This is a genomic window from Pseudacidovorax sp. 1753 (assembly GCF_040544975.1).
GTDB lineage: Bacteria > Pseudomonadota > Gammaproteobacteria > Burkholderiales > Burkholderiaceae_C > Xenophilus.
Window position 1 is genome coordinate 1 of the sequence record NZ_JBEPKY010000030.1, and the last position, 24,925, is coordinate 24,925.

General features: G+C 67.4%; 22 protein-coding genes. 12 read left to right on the forward strand and 10 right to left on the reverse strand.

All coding sequences use genetic code 11. The features are described 5' to 3' along the window. Positions 1 to 275: 275 nt before the first annotated feature. The 3 genes from lspA to ABIC63_RS27160 form a co-directional block, all read right to left on the reverse strand. Positions 276 to 785, reverse strand: coding sequence for a signal peptidase II (lspA, locus tag ABIC63_RS27150; RefSeq protein WP_354322086.1), 510 nt, complete (start codon positions 783 to 785; stop codon positions 276 to 278). A gap of 2 nt (positions 786 to 787) precedes the next feature. Beyond that, the gene (ileS, locus tag ABIC63_RS27155) at positions 788 to 3,640 is read right to left on the reverse strand and encodes an isoleucine--tRNA ligase (protein ID WP_354322051.1); all 2,853 of its coding nucleotides are present in this window, start codon (positions 3,638 to 3,640) and stop codon (positions 788 to 790) included. A gap of 127 nt (positions 3,641 to 3,767) precedes the next feature. Then, complete coding sequence (locus ABIC63_RS27160) at positions 3,768 to 4,865, reverse strand: bifunctional riboflavin kinase/FAD synthetase (protein ID WP_354322052.1); 1,098 nt, start codon at positions 4,863 to 4,865, stop codon at positions 3,768 to 3,770. 197 nt (positions 4,866 to 5,062) lie between these two features. Between ABIC63_RS27160 and ABIC63_RS27165 the strand changes: the two genes are divergently transcribed. Then, positions 5,063 to 5,620, forward strand: a complete 558-nt coding sequence (locus tag ABIC63_RS27165) for an HNH endonuclease (RefSeq protein ID WP_043118462.1) — start codon at positions 5,063 to 5,065, stop codon at positions 5,618 to 5,620. A gap of 21 nt (positions 5,621 to 5,641) precedes the next feature. On the opposite strand, the gene ABIC63_RS27170 is transcribed toward ABIC63_RS27165, so the two are convergent. From ABIC63_RS27170 to ABIC63_RS27185, 4 genes are all read right to left on the reverse strand, one after another. After that, a complete protein-coding gene (locus tag ABIC63_RS27170; protein ID WP_294370359.1) occupies positions 5,642 to 6,430 on the reverse strand; it encodes an enoyl-CoA hydratase in 789 nt (262 codons plus the stop codon). Between the two features lie 81 nt (positions 6,431 to 6,511). Further along, positions 6,512 to 7,894 (reverse strand): alpha/beta fold hydrolase, encoded by a 1,383-nt coding sequence (locus ABIC63_RS27175; RefSeq protein WP_354322053.1) that lies wholly within the window; start codon positions 7,892 to 7,894, stop codon positions 6,512 to 6,514. Positions 7,895 to 8,016: 122 nt separating this feature from the next. Next, positions 8,017 to 9,132, reverse strand: coding sequence for an acyl-CoA dehydrogenase family protein (locus ABIC63_RS27180; protein ID WP_354322054.1), 1,116 nt, complete (start codon positions 9,130 to 9,132; stop codon positions 8,017 to 8,019). Between the two features lie 12 nt (positions 9,133 to 9,144). After that, positions 9,145 to 10,326 (reverse strand): acyl-CoA dehydrogenase family protein, encoded by a 1,182-nt coding sequence (locus ABIC63_RS27185; protein ID WP_294370355.1) that lies wholly within the window; start codon positions 10,324 to 10,326, stop codon positions 9,145 to 9,147. Between the two features lie 202 nt (positions 10,327 to 10,528). Here ABIC63_RS27185 and purN point away from each other — a divergent pair, with 202 nt between their 5' ends. The 3 genes from purN (at position 10,529) to ABIC63_RS27200 (ending at position 13,770) form a co-directional block, all read left to right on the forward strand. After that, positions 10,529 to 11,113, forward strand: a complete 585-nt coding sequence (purN, locus tag ABIC63_RS27190; RefSeq protein ID WP_354322055.1) for a phosphoribosylglycinamide formyltransferase — start codon at positions 10,529 to 10,531, stop codon at positions 11,111 to 11,113. Between the two features lie 37 nt (positions 11,114 to 11,150). Further along, complete coding sequence (locus ABIC63_RS27195) at positions 11,151 to 12,425, forward strand: RsmB/NOP family class I SAM-dependent RNA methyltransferase (RefSeq protein WP_354322056.1); 1,275 nt, start codon at positions 11,151 to 11,153, stop codon at positions 12,423 to 12,425. 133 nt (positions 12,426 to 12,558) lie between these two features. Then, entirely contained in the window at positions 12,559 to 13,770 is a 1,212-nt protein-coding gene (locus ABIC63_RS27200; RefSeq protein ID WP_502935920.1) for a DesA family fatty acid desaturase, read from the forward strand. Between the two features lie 233 nt (positions 13,771 to 14,003). Here the strand turns inward: ABIC63_RS27200 and rpmG are convergent, their stop codons facing one another. From rpmG to trxB, 3 genes are all read right to left on the reverse strand, one after another. Further along, positions 14,004 to 14,177, reverse strand: a complete 174-nt coding sequence (gene rpmG / locus ABIC63_RS27205) for a 50S ribosomal protein L33 (RefSeq protein WP_017757249.1) — start codon at positions 14,175 to 14,177, stop codon at positions 14,004 to 14,006. 17 nt (positions 14,178 to 14,194) lie between these two features. Further along, on the reverse strand, positions 14,195 to 14,428 hold the full coding sequence (gene rpmB / locus ABIC63_RS27210) for a 50S ribosomal protein L28 (protein WP_043118471.1): 234 nt from the start codon (positions 14,426 to 14,428) through the stop codon (positions 14,195 to 14,197). A gap of 295 nt (positions 14,429 to 14,723) precedes the next feature. After that, positions 14,724 to 15,683, reverse strand: coding sequence for a thioredoxin-disulfide reductase (trxB, locus tag ABIC63_RS27215; RefSeq protein ID WP_294370393.1), 960 nt, complete (start codon positions 15,681 to 15,683; stop codon positions 14,724 to 14,726). A gap of 166 nt (positions 15,684 to 15,849) precedes the next feature. Between trxB and ABIC63_RS27220 the strand changes: the two genes are divergently transcribed. The 8 genes from ABIC63_RS27220 to ABIC63_RS27255 all read left to right on the forward strand — a co-directional run bounded on the left by ABIC63_RS27220 (position 15,850) and on the right by ABIC63_RS27255 (position 24,906). Then, positions 15,850 to 16,524, forward strand: coding sequence for a Crp/Fnr family transcriptional regulator (locus tag ABIC63_RS27220; protein ID WP_017757252.1), 675 nt, complete (start codon positions 15,850 to 15,852; stop codon positions 16,522 to 16,524). Between the two features lie 127 nt (positions 16,525 to 16,651). Next, positions 16,652 to 19,042, forward strand: coding sequence for a DNA translocase FtsK (locus ABIC63_RS27225; RefSeq protein WP_304308122.1), 2,391 nt, complete (start codon positions 16,652 to 16,654; stop codon positions 19,040 to 19,042). Between the two features lie 10 nt (positions 19,043 to 19,052). After that, positions 19,053 to 19,685, forward strand: a complete 633-nt coding sequence (gene lolA, locus ABIC63_RS27230) for an outer membrane lipoprotein periplasmic chaperone LolA (protein WP_354322058.1) — start codon at positions 19,053 to 19,055, stop codon at positions 19,683 to 19,685. 29 nt (positions 19,686 to 19,714) lie between these two features. After that, positions 19,715 to 21,022 (forward strand): replication-associated recombination protein A, encoded by a 1,308-nt coding sequence (locus ABIC63_RS27235; protein ID WP_294370342.1) that lies wholly within the window; start codon positions 19,715 to 19,717, stop codon positions 21,020 to 21,022. A 227-nt stretch (positions 21,023 to 21,249) separates the two neighbouring features. After that, the gene (locus ABIC63_RS27240; RefSeq protein WP_043118477.1) at positions 21,250 to 22,179 is read left to right on the forward strand and encodes a branched-chain amino acid ABC transporter permease; all 930 of its coding nucleotides are present in this window, start codon (positions 21,250 to 21,252) and stop codon (positions 22,177 to 22,179) included. A gap of 16 nt (positions 22,180 to 22,195) precedes the next feature. After that, complete coding sequence (locus tag ABIC63_RS27245) at positions 22,196 to 23,386, forward strand: branched-chain amino acid ABC transporter permease (protein WP_354322059.1); 1,191 nt, start codon at positions 22,196 to 22,198, stop codon at positions 23,384 to 23,386. Positions 23,387 to 23,408: 22 nt separating this feature from the next. Next, a complete protein-coding gene (locus ABIC63_RS27250; RefSeq protein WP_017757258.1) occupies positions 23,409 to 24,179 on the forward strand; it encodes an ABC transporter ATP-binding protein in 771 nt (256 codons plus the stop codon). Positions 24,180 to 24,189: 10 nt separating this feature from the next. Then, on the forward strand, positions 24,190 to 24,906 hold the full coding sequence (locus ABIC63_RS27255) for an ABC transporter ATP-binding protein (RefSeq protein WP_234194907.1): 717 nt from the start codon (positions 24,190 to 24,192) through the stop codon (positions 24,904 to 24,906). The last annotated feature ends 19 nt before the right edge of the window (positions 24,907 to 24,925 follow it).

Below are 24,925 nucleotides of genomic sequence, written 5' to 3' on the forward strand. Positions count from 1 at the left end.
CTACCGCCGATGCTTGTCGATGTCCCTACATCCCGGCTCCTCGCCCTTTCTTACGGTTTGGTTGATGGAAACCAAACCATACAAGCTTGTCGAAGCCCGGAGCCGCTAGGGCGGGCCTTCGACAGGCTCAGGCCGAACGGGTTGGGGTGGGCGGCAGCTAGGCGAAAAAAAAGCGCGGGGCCGAAGCTTCGCGCCGTTGTGCCCCCCGCGTCTCCGTGCCGTGGCGCCAGTGGCCTTGATCTCGCGAATCGGCGGACTTGACGCCGCCGTCCGCCTCAGCGTTTGCGCCGCATGCGCCGGACCTCGTCCAGCACCAGGCAGATGGCGCCCAGCGTGATCGCGCTGTCGGCCAGGTTGAACGCCGGGAAGTGCGAACCGGCCCAATGAAAGTCCAGGAAGTCCACCACATAGCCGTGCATCAGGCGGTCCACCACGTTGCCGATGGCGCCGCCCAGGATGCAGGCCATGGCGAAGCAGAACAGCTTCTGCCCCGCATGCGAGCGCAGCATCCAGACGATGAACACGGCGGCGGCCACGCCGATGCCGGTGAAGAACCAGCGCTGCCAGCCCGAGGCGCCGGCCAGGAAGGAGAAGGCCGCGCCCGTGTTGTGGGCCCGCACGATGTTGAAGAAGTCGGTGATGCGCGTGGCGTCGCCGAGCTGGTAGTGGCCCAGGATCAGCGTCTTGGTGTACTGGTCGGCGATGAAGATCAGCACCGCCAGCGCCAGCCAGCCCCAGATGCCCAGGCCAGGGCGGGTGGACTCGAATCCGCTGTGCGCCTTCATGGTCATGCCACGCTCCGCGCTTCGCCGGCACCGTACAGATTGCTGGTGCAGCGGCCGCACAGCGTGGGATGCGCGCTGTCGTGGCCCACGTCGTCGCGCCAGTGCCAGCAGCGTTCGCACTTGGTGGCGGTGCTGGGCGTGACGGCTATGGCGAGCCCGTCACCCGCCTGCAGGTCCACCACCGAGGTGATGAAGACGAACTTCAGGTCGTCGCCCAGTGCCGCCAGCAGCGCATGGTCCTCCGACGCAGCGGTGAGCCGCACATTGGCCTGCAGCGAAGAGCCCACGCCGCCCGCGGTGCGCACGGCCTCGATCTCCTTGTTGACCGCATCGCGGATGGCCTGGATGCGGCTCCACTTGGCCAGCAGGGCCTCGTCCGGCGTGCCCAGGTCGCAGAAGGTTTCCATGAAGATGGATTCCGACTGGCCCGCGAACTTCCACGCCTCCTCGGCCGTGAAGCTCAGGAAGGGCGCCATCCAGCGCAGCATGGCCTGGGTGATGTGCCACAGGGCCGTCTGCGCACTGCGTCGTGCGCGCGAGCCAGGCTTCGTGGTGTAGAGCCGGTCCTTCAGCACGTCCAGGTAGAAGGCGCCGAGGTCTTCCGAACAGAAGACCTGCAGCTTGGCCACGACCGGGTGGAATTCGTAGACCTTGTAGTGGCCCAGCACCTCCGCTTGGAACTGCGCCGCCCGCGACAGGGCCCAGCGGTCGATCTCGAACAGCTCGCCCAGAGGCACCGCGTCCTTGGCCGGGTCGAAGTCGCTGGTGTTGGCCAGCAGGAAGCGCAGCGTGTTGCGGATGCGGCGGTAGGCGTCGACCACGCGCGCCAGGATCTTGTCGTCGCCGGCGATGTCGCCCGAGTAGTCGGAGGCGGCCACCCACAGGCGGATGATCTCGGCGCCCAGCTTCTTGGTGATCTCCTGCGGATCGATGCCGTTGCCCAGCGACTTGCTCATCTTGCGGCCCTGGCTGTCCACGGTGAAGCCGTGAGTCAGCAGGCCGCGGTAGGGCGCGCGGCCTTCCAGCGCGCAGGCCAGCAGCAGCGAGCTGTGGAACCAGCCGCGGTGCTGGTCGTGGCCTTCGAGGTACAGGTCGGCCTCGGGGCCCTGGTCGTGGTGCACCGTGGGGTGCGTGCCGCGCAGCACATGGAAGAAGGTGGAGCCGGAGTCGAACCACACCTCCAGGATGTCGCTGCTCTTGGTGTAGTGCGGCGCGTCCTCGGTGCCCAGGATCTCTTCGGTCGTCACGCGGCTCCAGGCCTCGATGCCGCCCTGCTCGACGATGGCGGCCGCCTGGTCCAGGATCTCCATCGTGCGCGGATGCAGCTCGCCGGTGAGCTTGTGCAGGAAGAAGGGGATCGGCACGCCCCAGCTGCGCTGGCGCGAGATGCACCAGTCGGGCCGGTGCGCGATCATGTCGTGCAGCCGGGCCTTGCCGTTCTCGGGATAGAAGCTGGTGTCCTCGATGGCCTCCAGCGCGATCTGCCGCAGCGTCTTGGCCGGCTTGGCGCCCGGCACGGTGAACACGCCTTCGCCTTCGTCCATGCGGATGAACCACTGCGCAGCGGCGCGGTAGATCACCGGCGTCTTGTGGCGCCAGCAGTGCGGATAGCTGTGGGTGATGGTCTCGGTGGCCATCAGCCGGCCGGCCTCGCGCAGCGCCTCGATGATGTGCGGCACCGCCTTCCAGATGTGTTGGCCGCCGAAGAGCGGGAAGTCCGGCTCGTACACGCCGTTGCCCTGCACCGGGTTGAGGATGTCGTCGTAGGCCATGCCGTGCGCGATGCAGGACTGGAAGTCGTCCAGGCCGTAGGCCGGCGAGGAGTGGACCAGACCGGTGCCGTCGGTGGCAGTGGCGTAGTCGGCCAGGTACACCGGCGACAGGCGTCGGTAGCCCTCGTGCACGTCGTACAGCGGATGCTCGAACTCCAGGCCGCCCAGCGCGCGCCCGGGGGCGATGGCGACGACCTTGCCGTCCAGGGCGTAGCGGTTCAGGCAGCTCTCGACCAGCGTGTCGGCCACGATCAGCAGGCCGCGGTCGGTGTCGACCAGCGCGTAGGTCAGCGCAGGGTTGAGGTTGAGCGCCTGGTTGGCCGGGATGGTCCACGCGGTGGTGGTCCAGATGACCGCGAAGGCGTCCTTGTCGATGGCCGGCAGCCCGAAGGCGGCAGCCAGCTTCGCGCGGTCGTGGGCCTTGAAGGCGACGTCCAGCGTCTGGCTCTTCTTGTCGGCGTACTCGATCTCGAACTCGGCCAGCGACGAGCCGCAGTCGAAGCACCAGTAGACCGGCTTGAGGCCGCGGTAGACGAAGCCGCGCTCGATGACCTTCTTGAAGGCACGGATCTCGCCCGCTTCGTTGGCGAAGTCCATCGTCTTGTAGGGGTGGTCCCATTCGCCCAGCACGCCCAGGCGCTGGAAGTCGGCCATCTGCTGCGCGATCTGCTCGGTGGCATAGGCCCGGCTTTTGGCCTGCATCTCGTCGCGGCTGAGGTTGCGGCCGTGCTTCTTCTCGATGGCGTTCTCGATCGGCAGGCCGTGGCAGTCCCAGCCGGGCACGTAGAGCGCGTCATAGCCTTCGAGCTGGCGCGCCTTGGTGATCATGTCCTTGAGGATCTTGTTCACCGCGTGGCCCATGTGGATCTGGCCGTTGGCGTAGGGCGGGCCGTCGTGCAGGATGAACTTGGGCCGGCCGGTGCGGGCCACGCGCAGGCGCTTGTACAGCCCCTCGTCGTTCCAGGCCTTGACCCAGCCCGGCTCGCGCTTGGGCAGGTCGCCGCGCATGGGGAAGGGCGTGTCGGGCAGGTTCAGGGTCGCGCGGTAGTCGGGGGTCGCGGAGGAATCGGCAGCGTCGGACATGGAGGGCGGAGGGGAAAGGCTTCGACAGGCTCGGCCCGTTCGCGGCGAGGGCCCGCGCGGGAGGGGATGAGGTCAGGCCGCTCGCCCCGAGCTTGTCGGTGGGGCGCCGGCACGGCGGGCGTGCCGGTTAAATTCGGTCGCGCGTGGTCTGGCGCCGCGTTTCCGCGTGGCTGCTGCCCGCCGCGCCGGCGCTGCCGGCGGCGAAATACGCGCGTGCGTCGGCCAGGTCCTGGGCGATGCCCGCGGTCAGGGCTTCCAGGCTGGTGTAGCGCAGCTCGTCGTGCAGTTTGTGCAACAGTTCCACGCGCACGATTTTACCGTAGGCCCCCTCGGGCCCCAGGCTGGCCGGCCATTCGAGGCAATGCGTCTCGAGCAGCACGCGGCCGCCGTTGACGTCGTTCGGGTCCAGTGATGGCCGCACGCCCAGATTGGCCACGCCCGGCAGGGGCCGCTCGCCCAGGCCATGCACCCGCACCACGAAGATGCCGCTGGCGGCGGGCTTCCAGTGCTTGAAGCGCAGGTTGAGCGTACGGAAGCCGTCCGTGCCGCCCTGCGCGCTGGCGCCCAGCGCCCGGCCCAGCTTGCGGCCGTGCACCACATGGCCGGAGATGGCGTAGGGCCGGCCGAGCAGCGCGGCGGCGTCGTCCATGCGGCCGGCGGTCAGCGCCTCGCGCACGGCCGAGCTGGACACCCGCAGCGCCCGCGGCCCCTCGTCGCTGCCGGGCGCGGCGGGGTAGGAGACCTCGTAGCTGTTCATGCGCGCCACGTCGAAGCCGCGGGCCGCGCCCGCCGCGTGCAGCATGGCGAAGTCGCCCGCGCGCTTTGCGCCGAAGCGGAAGTCGTCGCCCACCAGCACGTAGCGGGCGCCCAAGCCGCGCACCAGCACCTCGTCGATGAACTGCTCGGGCGACTGGCTGGCGAGCTGAGCGTCGAAGGGCAGGACCACGGTCTGGGCCACGCCGCAGGCCTGCAGCTCGCTCAGCTTGTCGCGCAGCGTGGCGATGCGTGCGGGTGCCAGTTCCGGACGCCTGGCGACGCCGGCGAAGTAGTCGCGCGGGTGGGGCTCGAAGGTGAGCACGCAGCTTGGCAGACCGCGGTGGCGGGCCTCGGTCTGCAGCAGACCCAGCATGGCCTGGTGACCGCGGTGCACGCCATCGAAGTTGCCGATGGTCACGGCGCTGGCAGGCGCAACGCCCGGGTGACGGAAGCCGCGGAAGATCTGCATGGTCCTGTTATCTTTTTGATAGCTGGCCGCGTGCGCTCGGGAATCCTCCGGGCGTGAACGGGCTGTCATGAATGCCGGTTATATTGTGTCGCTTTCCGGCACTGCCGGGCCGCCCGGCGGCCTTGGCGGGCGGTGCGGACGGTTCTGCGTGGCGTACGTTCCCTGTGTTTTCTTCGTTCGACGAGGAGGCGTTTGTGGTGAAGGTATTGAAGCTGTCGGCCCAAGGGCTGCCCCAGTCGTGGATCTCGCTCGAGCAGGCGGTGATCCATTACGCGGCCGGCGAGGTGCGTTGGGAGGCCGGCGAACAGGTGGCCCTGTTCCGCGGCGGCCACAACGCGATGACGGGCGAGCAGTCCCAGATCGCCGTCAGCAGCATCATCGGCACGCGCGGTGTGCCCCGCATCAGCCCCTTCAGCCTGCGCCCGGGCCTCACCAACAGCAAGCTTTTCGCGCGCGACCGTAACGTCTGCGCCTACTGCGGCGACCATTTCCACGAGGACGACCTGACGCGCGAGCACATCGTGCCCTTCGCACAGAACGGCGTGGACCACTGGATGAACGTGGTGACGGCCTGCCGGGCCTGCAACCACCGCAAGGGCAACCGCACGCCGGAGCAGGCGCACATGCCTCTGCTCTACACGCCCTACGTGCCCAGCCTGTGGGAGGACTTTATCCTGCGCAACCGCCGCATCCTGGCGGACCAGATGGAGTTCCTGTCGGCGCACCTGCCGTCGAGCTCCCGCCTGCACGGCTAGCGGCGCGGCTGGACAGAAGTCTCACGGGCGCCAGGACGGCGCCCGTTTTTCGATGAAGGCCTGCACGCCCTCCTGCGCGGTCGCATCGGCCATGTTGCAGGCCATGGTGCGGGCGGCGTCGTGCAGCGCGGCTTCGAGTCCGGTCTCCAACTGGCGGTAGAAGAGGGCCTTGCCCATCTCCAGCGCAATGCGCGGCTTGGCGACGATGCTCGCCACCAGCGTTTCCACCTCGGCGTCCAGGTTCTGGGCGGGCACCACGCGGTTGACCAGGCCCTGGGCCAGGGCGGTCCGCGCGTCGATGAAGTCACCCGTCACCAGCAGCTCGAAGGCCTTCTTGCGCGGCAGGTTGCGCGACAGCGACACGCTGGGCGTGGCGCAGAACAGGCCGACGTTGATGCCGCTGGTGGCGAAGCTGGCGCTGTCGGCGGCCACCGCCAGATCGCACAGCGCGACGAGCTGGCAGCCCGCCGCCGTCGCCAGCCCATGCACGCGCGCGACGACCGGCACCGGCAGGCGCTGCAGCGCCAGCATCATGGCGCTGCAGCGGTCGAACAGCGCCTGATAGGCCGACTGCGAGGGCGATGCCAGCATCTCCCGCAGGTCGTGGCCGGCGCAGAACGCTCGGCCGTTGGCGGCGATGACGACAGCGCGCAGGCCGGCGTCCAGCGCCAGTCGCTCGCAGGCCGCATGCAGCGCATCGATCAGGGCGACGGACAAGGCGTTGAAGGCGGCCGGCCGGTTGAGGGTGAGCGTGACCACGCCGCGGGCGTCACGCGATTCCAGCAGGATGGGCTCGTCGGTGTTCGTCACGTTTCCTTCCTCCGTCGGTGGGGGTCGACCGGGACCGGGCCGGGCCTTCAATGAGGGTTCTGCCAGGCCGTCGGCGGGCGGTCAGTAGGTCAGCTCCAGCAGGCTCAGGTGCCCCTCGGCCACCGGCCAGCTTCGCCCGACGATTCGCTCGTCATTGAATTCGCCTTCCACCGCGCGTGCCGGCCCGGCTGCGAGGCGCAGCCGCGAACTCGCCACGCCCGCGCCGCGCGGCGGAACGCCGGGCAGCTGCGTCTGGCCATCGAAGCGCATGCGGTCGCGCTGGGCATCGAAATAGCCGCGCGGCCGGCTGAACACGACCACCGCACCCGCCTGCCGGTCCGCAGCCGCCAACCGCTCGGGCCGCAGGTGGATCACGTCGCTGGAGCGCGGGAAGGGGCTGCGGTAGATGTGCGTGGTGGCATAGCCGGGTGCCACGATCTCGAACTCGTAGCCGGTGCCGGGGCGTGCCGGAAACGGCCCCCAGCGGCCGTCCGCGCCCACCGTCTTGCGCCAGGCAGGCCCGCCGCGGCGCTCGCCGGTGGCCGGATCGGTTTCGTAGACGCTGAGCTGTGCGCCGGCCAGCGGCAGGTTGTTGACGAAATCGCCGCTGGTGGGGTCGGCTGGATTCAGGCCGAGCCCGGTGATGCGTCCGTCGAGCACGATCCGCGGCTCGGGCGCAACGGCCGTGGCACCCGGTGCATCGGCTGTGAGGAAGCGCCAGGTGGCGTCAAAGGCCGCCGGGGAGAACGACACCTCGCGGTGATCCGCGCCCGGCAGGACGATGTTGGTGGCACCGCGAAGGGCCGGCCCGTCGGCCGTGATGTTGGTGGGCTTGCCCGGCGCGCCGATCCACAGACCGTCCGGCTGGGCGTACTTGTCGTTGCCGTCGGAGCGCAGCGTCAGCCAGCGCGGGCCGGGCGTCACCTCGTCGCCGCCCGGGCCCTTGGGCGCGTTCAGCTGCCGCATGAAGGGCGACAGGCCGGAGAACTCGCTGCCCTCGCGCCAGCCGGGAATGGCCCAGATGCCATGGGCCGGGTTGCCGCCCAGCGCGACATGGCTGACCCTGGCCGCCCCGCCGCCGTTCTGCACGTAGTTGCGGATGGTGTTGCCGCCGCGCGAATTGCCGACCAGCACGACCTTCTGTGCGCCCGTCTGGCGAAGCACGCGCTCGACCTCCTTGCTGAGGAAGGCCATCGACTCAGCCGTGGAGCTGCGGCCGGGCTGCGCGACCGCATCGTCATCGCGCGCCAGGGGCATCGGTTGGTCGAGCGCGAACAGCCGGTCGCGCGCCCAGCCGTTGGATTCGAAGCGCCACAGCGTCGTCTGCCACAGCGCGGCCGAATCTCCGTTGCCGTGCATGAAGACGACGGGCGTGTCGCGACGAGGCCCGGTGCCCGGCGTGGCGCAGGCGCCCAGCGCGAGACTGGCGGGGGCGGTGATCAACAAGGTACGGCGACGGATCATCCCGAAGCTCCTGGCAAGAGGGCCGACCGGCGGCGCGCGCGTGGTCAGGCCGCCGGAAAGAAGAAAGGCCCGCCAGCGTAAGCCGGCGGGCCTGCGGTTTCATGAAGTGCAAGCACCTGCGCTCAGGCGAACACCCCCGCGCTGTCCTCCATGCGCGCCGACACCTCGCCCAGGTGATGCAGCGTGTCGCCGAAGACCATTTCCATCTGCGTGAGCTTGCGGAAGTAGTGGCTGCCCATGTACTCGTCCGTCACGCCGATGCCGCCGTGCAGTTGCACCGACGCCTGGCTCACGAAGCGCATCGACACGCCCAGCTGGTACTTGGCGCGGGCCAGGGCCTGACGACGCTCGGCCGCGGGTGCGCCCAGCTTGAGCGTGGCGTAGTAGCTCATGGAACGGGCCAGTTCCAGCTGCATCTTCATGTCGGCGACGCGGTGGCGCAGGGCCTGGAAGCTGCCGATGGTCACGCCGAACTGCTTGCGGGTGTTGAGGTACTCGACCGTGAGCGCCAGCGTCTTGTCCATCACGCCCACGCCCTCGGCGCAGGTGGCGGCGATGCCGATGTCCACCGCCTCTTCCAGCACCGGCAGGCCATCAGCCGCCACGAGCTGCGCGGCGGCCTGGGTGAACGCCACTTCCGCGGCCCGGCTGCCGTCCTGTGTCGGATAGCCCGAGGCCTTGACGCTGCCATCGGCGCGCGGCACCAGGAAGAGGGCGATGCGCCCGTCCAGTTGCGCCGGCACCAGGTAGGCCGCCGCTTCGTCGCCGGCCGGCACCAGGCTCTTGGTGCCGCTGACGGTGTAGCCGTCGGCAGACTTCGTGGCTTGGGCCTTGCAGAGGTCCAGGCGATAGCGCGCGCCCCGCTCCTGGTAGGCCAGCACGACCAGCTTCTCGCCGCTGGCGATGCCCGGCAGCCATTCGCCGCGCACGCCTTCGTCGGCATGGCGGGCCAGCACGGCGCCGGCGATGAAGGACTGCGCCAGCGGCTCCAGCACGATGCCACGGCCCAACTCTTCCATCACGACCATGGCCTCCACGGGGCCCATGCCCAGGCCGCCGTCGTCTTCGGGGATGTACAGGCCGCCCAGGCCCAGCTCGGACAGCTCGTTCCAGGCGTCGCGAGAGAAGCCGCCGTCCTTCTCGATGCCGCGGCGGCGGTCGAAGTCGTAGGCCTTCTCGACCCAGCGGCCGACGGCGTCGCGCAGTTGCTGCTGGTCTTCAGTGAAATCGAAATCCATGTCTGCCTCCTGTCAGCCCAGCACCGTCTGGGCCACGATGTTGCGTTGCACTTCGTTCGAGCCGCCGTAGATCGTGGTCTTGCGGTAATTGAAGTAGGTGGAGGCCAGCGGCGCCAGCGAGGCGTGACCGCCCGGGAAGTCGCCCTGCCAGCCGGCCGCCATGGCTTCGCGGATCAGCGGCAGCGAGAAGGGGCCGCCCGCCAGCATCATCAGCTCGGAATAGCGCTGCTGGATCTCGCTGCCCTTGATCTTGAGCAGGCCGGCGATGTCCAGCGAGTTCTTGCCCGACTTCTCGGCCGAGAGCACGCGCAGCACCAGCATCTCCAGCGCCACGATGTCCACTTCCAGCTTGGCGATCTCGTCGCGGAAGCGCAGGTCGTTGTATACACCTTCGGCCTTGGCGATTCGCTTGACGCGCTCCAGTTCGCGCTTGGCGCGGTTGACGTCGGCGATGTTGGTGCGCTCGTGGCTGAGCAGGTGCTTGGCATAGGTCCAGCCCTTGTTCTCCTCGCCGATGAGCTGGTCAGCCGGCACTTCGACGTTGTCGAAGAACACGTCGTTGACCTCGTAGCTGCCGTCGAGCAGGCGGATGGGGCGCACGCTCACGCCGGGCGACTTCATGTCCAGCACGATGAAGCTGATGCCGGTCTGCGGCTTGCCCTCGGTGCTGGTGCGCACAAGGTTGAACATCCAGTCGCCATGCTGGCCCAGGGTGGTCCAGGTCTTCTGGCCGTTGATGATGTACTTGTCGCCGCGGCGCTCTGCGCGGGTGCGCAGCGAGGCCAGGTCGGAGCCGGAGCCGGGTTCGCTGTAGCCCTGGCTCCACCACACTTCGCCGCTGGCAATGCCGGGCAGGAAGCGCTCCTGCTGCTCGCGCGAGCCGAAGGCCATGATGACGGGCGCCACCATCACCGGGCCGAAGGGGATCACGCGCGGCGCGCCGGCGCGTGCGGTCTCTTCCTCGAACAGGTGCTTCTGCACGGCCGTCCAGCCGGGGCCGCCGAACTGCTTGGGCCAGCCGTAGCCCAGCCAGCCCTTCTTGCCGAGGATCCTTGCCCAGCGCTGGTGGTCTTCCTTGGAAAGCTCCAGGCCTTCGTTGACCTTGTGGGCGATGTCTTGGGGCAGGTTGTCCGCCACCCAGGCGCGGACCTCTTCGCGGAACGCCTGTTCTTCAGGGGTGAATGCCAGATCCATGGGGGTTGTCTCCAGAGAAGCGGGATTTTTAGCACGCTCGTTCGCAAGGCCGAGTCCGCCGTGCGACACACGGATAATCCCGCGCCAGTATGCAGAGTTCCCTTCTACGCGGCGCCGGGGTTTTCAACCGGGTGCCAGTCTCCGCCGCAGCGTCCAGCCGTCGACGCCGCGCGGCCGCCGATGCCGGCGCGAAAGGTCGCCGATGAGCGGCAACATCGTCATCCTCGTCTCCGGCGGCGGCTCCAACATGGCGGCCATCGCGCGGGCGGCGCAGGCGCGCCGCTGGGCCGAGCGCTTCGGCGTGCGCGTGGCAGCCGTCGTCAGCAACAAGCCCGATGCGGGCGGCCTGGAACTGGGCCGCGAACTGGGCCTGGAGGCCGCCGTCGTCGACCACCGCGGCTTCGACAGCCGCGAGGCCTTCGAAGCCGCGCTGGTCGACACCATCGACCGCTGGCAGCCCGTGCTGGTGGTGCTGGCCGGCTTCATGCGCATCCTCACACCGGGCTTCGTGGCGCGGTACGAAGGCCGGCTGGTCAATATCCATCCATCGCTGCTGCCGGCCTTCCCGGGCCTGCACACGCATCGGCGCGTCATCGAGGCTGGTTGTCGGGTCGCCGGTGCCACGGTGCACCTGGTGACGGCTGAACTCGACCATGGCCCGATCCTGGCCCAGGCCGTGGTGCCGGTGCTGGCCGGCGACGCGCCCGAGGCGCTGGCGGCCCGGGTGCTGAGCCAGGAGCACCGGCTCTATCCCGAGGCCATCGAGGGCTGGCTCGCGGCGCGCTGAGTCTCTGGGCGGAGTGGGCGGCGACAATCGCCCCCCTATGCATCCCCAAGCCCTGTTGGAAGCCTGCGCCGAACTCACCGGCCGCGTGCTCCGATTCGATCATCCGGCCGACGCCATCGTCTCTCGCTATTTCCGTGAGCACCGGTCGCTCGGTCCCCGCGAGCGCGCGACGCTCGCCGAGACCGTCTACACCATCCTGCGCAAGAAGCTGCTGTTCGAGCACCTGGCCCGCTCCGGCAGCGGCGCGCGCGAGCGTCGCCTGGCCATCCTGGGCTTCCATGGCTCGCGCGACTTCCTCAAGACCGTGCTGAGCGACGCCGAAAAGCGCTGGCTGGACGCCTGCGACGCCGTCGCGCCCTCGGAGCTGATGGCCCAGCACCGCCACAACCTGCCCGACTGGCTGGCCCAGCCGCTGCGCGCCCAGCTGGGCGACACCGACTTCATGGCCCTGGCCGACGCGCTGCAGCAGTCGGCGCCGCTGGACCTGCGGGTCAACACCCTGAGCGCCAAGCGCGATGAGGTGCAGCGCGAACTCAAGGCCGCCGGCATCGCCGCGAAGATGACGCCGTTCTCGCCCTGGGGCCTGCGCATCGACGGCAAGCCGGCCGTCAACCGCCTGCCCGCCTTCGAGCGCGGCGCCATCGAGGTGCAGGACGAGGGTTCGCAACTGCTCACGCTGCTGGTCGAGGCGCGTCGCGGCGAAATGGTGGTCGATTTCTGCGCTGGTGCCGGCGGCAAGACCCTGGCGCTGGGAGCGGCCATGCGCAGCACCGGCCGGCTTTATGCCTTCGACACCTCCGCCCACCGGCTGGACGCGCTCAAGCCGCGGCTGGCGCGCAGCGGCCTGTCGAACGTGCATCCGGCTGCCATTGCCCACGAGCGGGACGACCGCATCAAGCGGCTGGCCGGGAAGATCGACCGCGTGCTGGTCGATGCACCCTGCTCGGGTCTGGGTACGTTGCGCCGCAATCCCGACCTCAAATGGCGCCAGTCGCCCGAGGCGGTGCAGGAGTTGGTGGCCAAGCAGACCGCCATCCTTGCCAGCGCCGCGCGGCTCGTGAAGCCGGGCGGGCGCCTCGTCTATGCCACCTGCAGCGTGCTGCCGGAGGAAAACGAGGCCATCGCCGAGGCCTTCGGCGCCGCGCATCCCGATTTCCTGCCGCTGGAGGCCGCGGAGCTGCTGGCCGCCCAGAAGGTGGCGGACGCCGCCTCGCTGTGCGCCGGCGGCGAGGGCGGCACGCGCTACCTGCGGTTGTGGCCTCACCGCCACGCCACCGACGGTTTTTTCGCCGCCGCGTGGAACCGGCGCTAGAGCACGGCGTCCAATCCCTAGGGATTCAACGCCGTTACACGAAAAACGGGGTGGATTTCAAGCCCGGCACACTAAAATTGTCGGACTGTTCTGACAGGACGACCCCGTCCGTCCGTGTGGAGTACCCAACTTGATGATTTTCGATTCCGCCGTTCTGAGCTCGGCCCTCGACTGGCTTGCCCATGGCCTGTGGGATCTGTCCTGGTGGCAGATCGTGCTGTACACGCTCGCCACGACGCACATCACCATCCTCGCGGTGACCATCTTCCTGCACCGCACGCAGGCCCACCGCTCCATGGACCTGGGGCCCATTCCCTCCCATTTCTTCCGCTTTTGGCTGTGGGTCGGCACGGGCATGGTGACCAAGGAATGGGTCGCCATCCACCGCAAGCACCACGCCAAGTGCGAGACCGAGGAGGATCCGCACAGCCCGCAGACCCGCGGCATCGACACCGTGATGTGGCGCGGCGCCGAGCTATACCGCGCCGAGGCGAAGAACAACGAGACCATCACCAAGTTTGGCCACGGTACGCCCGATGACTGGATCGAGCGCAACCTGTACAGCCGCTTCGGCTGGCAGGGCGTTGGCCTCATGCTGATCCTCAACCTGGCGCTCTTCGGTGGCATCGGCGCCACCATCTGGGCCATCCAGATGTTGTGGATTCCCTTTTGGGCGGCCGGCGTCGTCAACGGCCTGGGCCACTACTGGGGTTATCGCAACTTCGAGGCGCAGGACGCCAGCACCAACCTGGTGCCCTGGGGTATCGTGATTGGTGGCGAAGAACTGCACAACAACCACCACACCTATCCCACGGCGGCCAAGTTCTCGGTCAAGAAGTACGAGTTCGACATCGCCTGGGGTTACATCGTGCTGATGCAAAAGCTGGGCTGGGCCAAAGTGAAGAAGGTGCCGCCGAAGCTGCGCATGGGCGAGGTGCGCCCAGTGGCCGACGAGAAGACGCTCGAGGCCGTCATCGCCAACCGCTACGAAGTCATGGCTGGCTACGCCCGCGAGATGCGTCGCACGTGCAAGCAGGAGCTGGCGCAATTGCAGGCCCGTGGCGCCGACCTGTCGGTGCTGAAGGCGGCCCGCCGCTGGCTGCACCGCGACGACGACAAGGTCCCGGCCGCCGCTCGGCCCAAGCTCGCCGAGGCCCGCGCCGCCCATCCTGTGCTGGACAAGATGGTGACCATGCGCGAAGAACTGCGCCAGATGTGGATGAACACGTCCCAGTCGCGCGAACAACTCGCCGCTGATCTGGCGGCTTGGTGCCACCGCGCCGAAGCCAGCGGAATCAAGGCGCTGCAGGAGTTCTCGATCCGGCTGCGCGCGGCGCACGTTTGAGTTGACCACGCTCCTCGGCCGTTTGCCTAGGCATCCGGCGAACTCAAGAAACCGGCCTCGTGCCGGTTTTTTGTTGCCCGGCCGCGTTGCGCGCGCGACTTGCAACAGGGAGGGTTCCCTGCGGCCGGCCGCCGGTGCGCACTATACAGGCAGCGTGCAACCGGTCGGCTCTCATGCGCGCAACAAAAAACCCGCTGGATCGCAGCGGGTTCTTGCAGATCGCGTGAGCCGAATTACTTCAGCTTCACTTCCTTGTATTCGACGTGCTTGCGCGCCTTGGGGTCGAACTTCATGATCAACATCTTTTCAGGCGTCGTCTTCTTGTTCTTGCTGGTGGTGTAGAAGTGGCCGGTGCCCGCGGTGGACTCCAGCTTGATCTTTTCGCGTCCGCCTTTGCTCGTTGCCATGGTGTGCTCCTTTCAGCTCAGGCTTGGCCGCGTGCGCGCATGTCTGCGAGCACGGCGTCGATGCCGTTCTTGTCGATCAGGCGCAGGGCGGCGCTGGAGACGCGCAGACGCACCCAGCGGTTTTCGCTCTCAACCCAGAAACGACGGTATTGCAGGTTCGGCATGAACCGGCGCTTGGTTTTGTTGTTGGCGTGGGAAACGTTGTTCCCGACCATCGGGCCCTTGCCCGTGACTTCACATACGCGTGCCATGAGGACACTCTTTCATGAACAGCCGTCACCAAGCGCTGCGGTCTGCGCGTGACGCACAGACCGTGGGGTGGATCGGCTTGACCTCGCCAGAAAACGGGTGGCGGTGGCCCGGATGCCGCTCGCACGCCGGGGCGCTCAAGCGGCAAAGCCAACGATTATATGAAGGGTGGCGGAGTTTTGTCCACGGCCCGGTGCGCCGGCTCCGCAAACACAAGGCGAACCGCGAGGCGCGGCTGTACTGCAAGGGACTCCGGTTTCAAGCCGTTGAAGCGGTCCCGCCTCTCTGAATGCTCGGTCAGGCGGTACTTTCCTGTTCCAGGAACCGTTGCGCATCAAGCGCAGCCATGCACCCGGTGCCAGCGCTGGTGATGGCCTGCCTGTACACATGGTCCTGGACGTCGCCTGCGGCGAAGACACCCGGCACGCTGGTCATGGTGGCAAAGCCGTTCAGGCCGGAGCGGGTGACGATGTAGTTGTCCTTGAGCTCGATCTGCCCCTGGAACAGATCGGTATTGGGATGGTGGCCGATGGCGATGAAACAGCCCTTGAGGTCGAGTTGCTTTTTGTCCCCGGACTGGACGTTGCGCAGCCGGATGCCGGTGACGCCACTGTCGTCGCCCACCACCTCGTCCAGTTCGCTGTGCAGTTCGAGCACGATCTTGCCTTCCTTGACCTTCTCGTGAACCTTGTCGATGAGGATGGGCTCGGCGCGGAACTTGTCGCGGCGGTGGACCAGCGTGACCTGGCGCGCGATATTCGACAGGTAGAGCGCCTCTTCCACGGCGGTGTTGCCGCCGCCGATCACACAGACGTCCTGCTCGCGGTAGAAGAAGCCGTCGCAGGTGGCGCAGGCGGAGACGCCGCGGCCCATGAACTTCTCTTCCGACGGCAGACCCAGGTACTTGGCCGAGGCGCCGGTGGCGATGATCAGCGCATCGCAGGTGTAGGTGCCGCTGTCGCCCGTCAGCGTGAACGGGCGCTTGCTCAGGTCGACCTTGTTGATGTGGTCGAACACGATCTGCGTGTTGAAGCGTTCGGCATGTTCCAGGAAGCGCTGCATCAGCTCCGGGCCTTGAACGCCGTGCACGTCGGCAGGCCAGTTGTCGACTTCGGTCGTGGTCATCAACTGCCCGCCCTGAGCCAGGCCCGTAACGAGCAAAGGCTTGAGATTGGCACGGGCGGCGTAGATGGCGGCGGTATAGCCGGCGGGGCCGGAGCCCAGAATGAGGACCTGGGTATGCAAGGGAGTGGTCATAAACTGCGAGCCTGAATGGTGAACGGGGGACCGCGTGTACATTGGGTCACCGGTGGGACGTCAGTATCCTGTTCAGGTTCAATGCATGCGGAGCGCTCTTCTTATGTGCGTGATTGTATTTATTGATGCTGCGTCCCTCGAAGGGCGCGGCACAGGGAGGAAATAGATGTCGATGCTTTCGAACCTGGAACTGCTTCGCCGGGTGCCGCTCTTTGCCGCGCTCACGCCTTCTCAGGCGGCGAACATTGCCGATGCGATCGTCAAGCGGCGCTTCAAGCGCGGCGAACTCATCGTGGAACAGGGCAAGAAGACGAATGCCCTTTACATCATCCTGGCCGGCCGGGCCCGGGTGCTCAGTGCGGACAGCCGCGGTCGAGAGGTGATCCTGGCAACTCTTCAGTCCGGCGACTACATCGGCGAGATGAGTCTCATCGACGACGAGCCGCATTCGGCCACGGTGCGTGCCGACGTCCAGACGGACGTGCTCGTCCTCGGCCGCGAGGCATTCTCGCGTTGCCTGCCGGACAGTTCCTCCATGTCCTACAACATCATGCGCGGGCTGGTCCGGCGCCTACGCCATGCGGATCGAAAGATCGAGTCGCTGGCACTGATGGATGTCTACGGCCGCGTGGCGCGTGCGCTGATGGATTTCGTCACCGAGGACGGTGCCGGCAACTTCGTGGTCCGGGAGCGGATCTCGCGCCAGGACCTGGCCAAGATGGTGGGCGCGTCGCGCGAGATGGTCAGCCGCGTCATGAAGGACCTGGAGGAGCGCGGCTTCGTGCAGACGCAGCCCGATGGCTCGATGCTGGTCAAGGACCGCCTGTCCGCGCTGGGCTGAGTCCGCGGTATCCGGACGCGCGGCGCTGCGCCGACGGGCCCGCCCCGAAGCCTGCCTGCGCAGTGTCCGGCCCAAGATGGTTTAGGCTTGCGCATTGCGCGCGGCATGGCCGTGCGTGTCTGCGTCCATGACCTATTCCTTGCACACACTTCACAACACGGCGGCGCCAGAAGTGCCGCCCGTGCGCCAGCGCGCCTTGCGCTTCGCGCATGAAATCTCGCTCGTCGCGGGCTTTGCCCTCATGCTGTTCTGGCTGCTCGCGATGCTCAGCTACACGCCGTCCGATGCGGCGTGGTCCACGTCCGGTACAGGTGGCGTCGTCAAGAACTGGGGCGGCGCGCTGGGGGCATGGCTGGCCGACGCCAGCTACTACCTGGCCGGTTATTCGATTTGGTGGGCATTCGCGGCGTCGGTGCGCGTCTGGCTGTCGTCCCTTGCGCAGTGGCTGCGCGGTGGTCGGCCGCAGGGCGAGCCCGAACTGCCGCGCCTGAACCGCAGCCGGCTCATGTTCTGGCTGGGGTTGGTCCTGCTGCTGGTGGCCAGCGCCATGCTTGAATGGTCGCGGCTCTATCGCCTGGAGTTCCGGCTGCCCGGGCATGGCGGCGGTGTGCTGGGTTACCTCGTGGGGCCGGCCGGTGTGCGCTGGTTGGGGTTCACGGGCTCCGCGTTGGTGGCCATTGCGGCGGGTGTGATCGGCTCCGCCCTCGTCTTCCGTTTCTCCTGGGCCCAGGTGGCCGAGGCGATTGGCGCGCGCCTCTATTCGCTCTTCGAGCGGGGTCGCGAAAAGCGCGAACTCGCGCAGGACCTGGCCATGGGCCGGAAGGCGCGCCGTGAACGTGAAGAGGTGGCGGCCCACGACCGCGATGCGCCGTCACCTTCCGACGACAGGGAGCCTGCATTCGACGACGTGCCGCCGCCCGCGCCGCGCCGACGGGAGAAGGCAGCACCCGTGCAGATCGAACCTGCCGTGGCCGACGTGCCCAAGAGCGAGCGCGTGGTCAAGGAGCGCCAGAAGCCGCTGTTCAAGGAACTGCCCGACAGCAAGCTGCCGCAGGTGGACCTGCTCGACGCCGCCGCCGGCCGCCAGGAGACGGTGTCGCCCGAGACGCTGGAGATGACATCCCGCCTGATCGAGAAGAAGCTCAAGGACTTCGGCGTCGAGGTGCGCGTGGTGCTGGCCTCGCCGGGCCCGGTCATCACGCGTTACGAGATCGAGCCCGCCACCGGCGTGAAGGGCTCGCAGATCGTCAACTTGGCCAAGGACCTGGCGCGCTCGCTGTCGCTGGTGTCCATCCGCGTGATCGAGACGATCCCGGGCAAGAACTACATGGCGCTGGAACTGCCCAATGCCAAGCGGCAGTCGATCCGCCTGTCGGAGATCCTCGGCTCGCAGGTCTACCACGAGGCCAAGTCGATGCTGACCATCGGCCTGGGCAAGGACATCATCGGCAATCCCGTGGTGGCCGACCTGGCCAAGATGCCGCACGTGCTCGTGGCCGGTACCACGGGCTCGGGCAAGTCGGTGGGCATCAACGCGATGATCCTGTCGCTGCTCTACAAGGCCGAAGCGAGCGACGTGCGCGTGCTCATGATCGACCCCAAGATGCTGGAGATGTCGGTCTACGAAGGCATTCCGCACCTGCTGGCGCCGGTGGTCACCGACATGAAGCAGGCGGCCCACGGCCTCAACTGGTGCGTGGCCGAGATGGAGCGACGCTATAAGCTCATGTCCAAGCTGGGCGTGCGCAACCTGGCGGGCTACAACGCCAAGATCGACGAGGCCAAGTCGCGCGAGGAGTTCATCTACAACCCGTTCAGCCTGACGCCGGACGATCCCGAGCCGCTGCGCCGCGAGCCGCACATCGTGGTCGTGATCGACGAACTGGCCGACCTGATGATGGTGGTCGGCAAGAAGATCGAAGAGCTGATCGCCCGCCTGGCGCAGAAGGCCCGGGCCGCCGGCATCCACCTGATCCTGGCCACACAGCGACCCAGCGTCGACGTGATCACCGGCCTGATCAAGGCCAACATTCCTACACGCATCGCCTTCCAGGTCAGCAGCAAGATCGATAGCCGGACCATCCTCGACCAGATGGGGGCCGAAGCGCTGCTGGGCATGGGCGACATGCTTTATATGCCGAGCGGCACCGGCTTGCCCATCCGTGTGCACGGCGCCTTCGTCAGCGACGACGAGGTGCACCGTGTGGTGGCCTACCTCAAGAGCCAGGGCGAGCCCGACTACATCGAGGGCGTGCTCGAAGGCGGAACTGTGGATGGCGAGGACGGTCCGATGGGTGAGGGCGGCGACGCGGGTGGCGAAAAGGATCCGATGTACGACCAGGCGGTCGAGGTCGTCCTCAAGCACCGCAAGGCCAGCATTTCGCTGGTGCAGCGCCACCTCAAGATTGGCTACAACCGCGCGGCGCGGCTGGTCGAGGACATGGAGAACGCGGGCTTGGTCAGTGCGATGAGCGGTGCGGGCCAGCGCGAGATCCTCGTGCCGGCGCGCAGCGAGTGAAAGGAACGGAATGCGGAAGTTGATGGTGGGCTGTGTCTTCGCGGCCATGGCATGTGGCGCGTGGGCCGGTGGTTTGGACAGCCTGGGTGCGTTTCTGAAAAGCGCGCGCTCCGGCAAGGCCGACTTCACACAGACGGTGACCGCCCCCCCGAAGGACGGTCAGCCCATGCGCGCCAAGATGTCCACCGGCACCTTCGAGTTCCAGCGGCCCGGCCAATTCCGCTTCGAATACCGCAAGCCCTTTGCGCAGACCATCGTTGCCGACGGCAAGACGCTGTGGCTCTATGACGCCGACCTCAACCAGGTGACGCAGCGCCCGCAGGCCCAGGCCCTGGGCTCCACGCCAGCGGCGCTGATCGCCTCGGCTGCCGACCTGCGTGCGCTGGAGGCTGACTTCACCCTGGCCGATGCGCCGGCGCGCGACGGCCTGCAATGGGTCAAGGCCACGCCCAAGTCACGCGATGCGCAACTGCAGAGCGTGGAGATCGGCTTTCAGGGCGATGCGCTGGCGGCCCTCGATATCCTGGACGCCTTCGGCCAGCGCTCGGTGCTGCGCTTTTCCAACGTGCAGGTCAATCCTTCGCTGCCCGTCGGCAGCTTCCAGTTCAAGCCGCCCGCGGGTGCCGACGTCGTCCGGCAGTGAGGCCGCGCTGACGGTCGGACAATCGGCGCATGGCCGATCTGTTTGATTCCCCTTCGCCTGCGGCGCCCCTTGCCGAGGCACTGCGCCCTGCCAGCCTCGACGAGGTCATCGGCCAGAGCCACCTGATCGGCCCCGGCCGCCCGCTGAGGCTGGCCTTCGAATCGGGCAAGCCGCATTCCATGATCCTGTGGGGTCCGCCCGGCGTGGGCAAGACCACGTTGGCGCGGCTCACAGCCAAGGCCTTCGGCTACGAGTTCATTGCGCTGTCGGCCGTGTTCTCGGGCGTCAAGGACATCCGCGCCGCCATGGAGCGGGCCGAGCAGCACTTGGCGCTGGGCCGCAAGACCATCCTCTTCGTCGACGAGATCCACCGCTTCAACAAGAGCCAGCAGGACGGCCTGCTGCCCTTCGTCGAATCGGGGCTGGTCACCTTCGTCGGCGCCACCACCGAGAACCCGTCCTTCGAGGTCAACTCCGCGCTGCTGTCGCGGGCCCAGGTCTACACGCTTCAGTCCCTCAGCGAGGACGAACTCCGTCAACTGGTTCGCCGTGCGCAGGAGAAGGTGCTGACCCACCTGGCTTTGAGCGATGCCGCCGTCGACACGCTGGTGGGCTATGCCGACGGCGATGCGCGCCGCATGCTCAACCTGCTGGAGCAGACCGACACCGCGGCGCGTGCCGCCGGGGTGGAGGAAGTGACACCCGAGTTCCTGCAGAGCGCGCTCACGCTCAACGCCCGGCGGTTCGACAAGGGCGGCGACAACTTCTACGACCAGATCTCCGCCCTGCACAAGTCGGTACGCGGCTCACATCCCGATGCGGCGCTGTACTGGCTTACGCGCATGCTCGACGGCGGTGCCGATGCACGCTACCTCTCGCGGCGCATCGTCCGCATGGCCTGGGAGGACATCGGCCTGGCCGACCCGCGCGCGATGCAGGTGGCCAACGATGCCGCCACCACCTTCGAGCGGCTCGGCTCGCCCGAAGGCGACCTGGCCCTGGCCCAGGCCGTCATCTACCTGGCGATCGCGCCCAAGAGCAACGCGGGCTACAACGCCTACAACCAGGCGCGGGCCTTCGTGCGGCAGGACAAGTCGCGCGAAGTGCCCATTCATCTGCGCAACGCGCCCACCAAGCTGATGAAGTCCCTGGGCCACGGCAAGGCCTACCGCTACGCGCACGACGAGCCCGAAGCCTATGCGGCCGGCGAGACCTATTTGCCCGAGGGCATGGCCGAACCCCGTTGGTACCAGCCCGTGCCGCGTGGGCTCGAAACGAAGATCGCCGACAAGCTCGCCCACCTGCGGCAACTGGACGAACAGGCCCGCGAGGGCTGACACCGGCCTGACGCCGGCGCTCCGTCGAGCCACTCCAGGCTTGCGGAAAACCCCCACGCCGCCTGCACCAGATTGGCGCGGGGCCGTGTCTACAATCCCGCCCACTTCAACCCGCCTCCCACCCATGCTGGCGGGTTTTTTGCTACCTGAACCACGGCGCCAATCCGGTGCTCCGGCTTGGCAGAAGGCGTCCTCACCGGGACGCATAACAAAAGGGACCTCTCTTTATGGAAATATTGCTGCAGCAGATCATCAATGGTCTGGTTCTCGGCAGCATGTACGCCCTGATAGCCCTCGGCTACACCATGGTGTACGGCATCATCAACCTCATCAATTTCGCCCACGGCGAGGTCCTCATGGTCGGCGCATTGACCAGCTGGACCATCATCGGCTGGATGCAGTCGGCCATGCCGGGCACCCCCGGCTGGATCATCCTGATCCTGGCCACCCTGATCGCCTGCGTGGTGGCGGCCACCCTCAACTTCACCATCGAGAAGGTCGCCTACCGGCCGCTGCGCAACAGTCCCAAATTGGCCCCGCTGATCACGGCCATCGGCATGTCGATCCTGTTGCAGACGCTGGCCATGATCATCTGGCGCCCCACCAACAAGGCCTACCCGACGCTGCTGCCCAGCGACTCGGTGCACATCGCGGGTGCGGCCATCTCGCCGACGCAGATCATGATCCTGGTGGTCACCGCCATCTCGCTGGCGGTGCTGACCTGGTTGGTCAACTACACGCGCCTGGGCCGCGCCATGCGCGCCACGGCCGAGAACCCGCGGGTGGCCGCGCTCATGGGCATCCGGCCCGACACGGTCATCTCGGCCACCTTCATCATCGGTGCCGTGCTGGCGGCCATCGCGGGTGTCATGTATGCCTCCAACTATGGCATCGCGCAGCACGCCATGGGCTTCATTCCCGGCCTCAAGGCCTTCACCGCGGCCGTGTTTGGCGGCATCGGCAACCTGGCCGGTGCCGTGGTGGGTGGCCTGCTGCTCGGCGTGATCGAAGCCGTGGGCGCGGGCTACCTGTCCGACGTCACCGGCGGCGTGCTGGGCAGCCAGCACAGCGACATCTTCGCCTTCATCATCCTCATCATCACGCTGACCGTGCGGCCGTCCGGCCTGCTCGGCGAACGCGTGGCGGACCGGGCCTGACGGCCAAGGAGGCTCCATGAAGAATTCCAAGAACCTCGTCGTATTCCTCATCGCCGCCGTCGCGCTGCTGGCCTTCCCATTGCTGCTGCAGACGCAGGGCAATGCCTGGGTGCGCATCGTCGACATCGCGCTGCTCTACGTGATGCTGGCCCTGGGCCTGAACATCGTGGTGGGCTACGCCGGCCTGCTGGACCTGGGCTACGTCGCCTTCTTCGCCATCGGCGCGTACCTGTATGCGCTGCTCGGCTCCACGCAGCTGACCGATTCCTTCCCGGCGCTGCAGGCCATGTTCCCGAATGGCTTCCACACCTCGCTGATCCTCGTGATTCCGGCGGCGCTGGTGCTGGCGGGCATCTTCGGCGCACTGCTCGGTGCGCCCACGCTCAAGCTGCGCGGCGATTACCTGGCCATCGTGACGCTGGGCTTCGGCGAAATCATCCGCGTGTTCATGAACACGCTGGACCATCCCTACAACATCACCAACGGTCCCAAGGGCATCAGCAGCATCGATCCGATCAAGATCTTCGGCCTGAACCTGGGCCGGCCGCTGAAGATCGGCGACTACACCATCTCTTCGGTGTCGCTGTACTACTACCTGTTCCTGGTCCTGGTGATCTTCACCGTCATCCTTTCGCACCGCCTGCAGAACTCGCGCGTGGGCCGCGGCTGGATGGCGATCCGCGAGGACGAGATCGCCGCCAAGGCCATGGGCATCAACACCCGCAACATGAAGCTGCTGGCCTTCGGCATGGGTGCCAGCTTCGGCGGCGTCTCGGGCGCCATGTTCGCGGCCTTCCAGGGCTTCGTCTCGCCCGAGTCCTTCAGCCTGATGGAGTCGGTGATGATCGTCTCGATGGTGGTGCTCGGCGGCATCGGCCACCTGCCCGGCGTGATCCTGGGCGCCGTGCTGCTGGCGGCTCTGCCCGAGGTGCTGCGCTATGTGGCCGGTCCGCTGCAGGACATGACCGATGGCCGGCTGGATGCCTCCATCCTGCGCCAGCTCTTCATCGCGCTGGCCATGATCCTGATCATGCTGGTGCGTCCGCGCGGCCTGTGGCCGTCGCCGGAGCATGGCAAGTCGCTCAAGACCACGCCGCGTGCGCCCGATCCGATCGCCGGCTCGGCCCAGGCTGTCACGCCTGGCATCGACACGCCGGCCGAAGAGGTGCCTGGTGGCGCCAGCCGGCCGATGTCCATCAACCCCTGAGCCGACGGAAAGGACTCCTCCCATGGCAGACACCATCCTTCACGTGAAGGGCATCTCCAAGCGCTTCGGCGGGCTGCAGGCCCTGTCGGACGTGGGCATCCGCATCGAGCGCGGCCAGGTCTACGGCCTGATCGGCCCCAACGGCGCGGGCAAGACCACCTTCTTCAACGTCATCACCGGGCTGTACACGCCGGACAGCGGCAGCTTCGAGCTGGCGGGCAAGCCCTATCAGCCCACGGCGGTGCACGAAGTGGCCAAGGCCGGCATCGCGCGCACCTTCCAGAACATCCGTCTCTTCGCCGAGATGACGGCGCTGGAGAACGTGATGGTCGGCCGCCACGTGCGCACGCATTCGGGCGTGTTCGGCGCCATCTTCCGCACCTCGGGCTTCAAGGCCGAGGAGCGGGCCATCGCCGATCGCGCACGCGAGCTGCTCGACTATGTGGGCGTGGGCAAGTACGCCGACTTCAAGGCCCGCACGCTGAGCTACGGCGACCAGCGCCGCCTCGAGATCGCCCGGGCGCTGGCGACCGATCCGCAACTTATTGCCCTGGACGAACCCGCCGCCGGCATGAACGCCACCGAAAAGGTGCAGTTGCGCGAACTGATCGACCGCATCCGCAAGGACAACCGGACGGTGCTCATCATCGAGCACGACGTGAAGCTGATCATGGGCCTGTGCGACCGCGTCACGGTGCTCGACTACGGCAAGCAGATCGCCGAAGGCACGCCGGCCGAGGTGCAGAAGAACGAGAAGGTGATCGAGGCCTACCTCGGCACCGGTGGACACTGAAAGGCCGCGCATGGCACAGACTCTGTTGAAAGTGAGCGGCCTGAAGGTCGCGTACGGCGGCATCCAGGCCGTCAAGGGCGTGGACTTCGAGGTGCGCGAAGGCGAGCTGGTCTCGCTGATCGGCTCCAACGGCGCCGGCAAGACCACCACCATGAAGGCCATCACCGGCACGCTGCCGGCGCTGGCTGGCGAGATCGAGTTCATGGGCAAGTCCATCAAGGGCCGTGGCGCCTGGGACCTGGTCAAGGAAGGTCTGGTGATGGTGCCAGAAGGCCGTGGCGTGTTCACCCGCATGACGATCACCGAGAACCTGCAGATCGGCGCCTACACGCGCAACGACAAGGCAGGCATCGCGCAGGACATCGACCGCGTCTTCACCACGTTCCCACGGCTGAAGGAGCGCGCCACGCAGCTGGCGGGCACCATGTCCGGCGGCGAGCAGCAGATGCTGGCGATGGGCCGTGCGCTGATGGCGCGGCCCAAGGTGCTGCTGCTGGACGAGCCGACCATGGGCCTGTCGCCCATCATGTGCGACAAGATCTTCGAGGTGGTCAAGCAGGTCTACGACCAGGGCGTCACGGTGCTGCTGGTGGAGCAGAACGCCAGTCGCGCGCTGCAGATCGCCGACCGTGGCTATGTGATGGAGTCGGGCCTGATCACCATGGATGGTGACGCCAAGGTGATGCTGAGCGACCCCAAGGTGCGCGCGGCCTACCTGGGCGAGTGACGTGGCAGGCGGCCCTGTG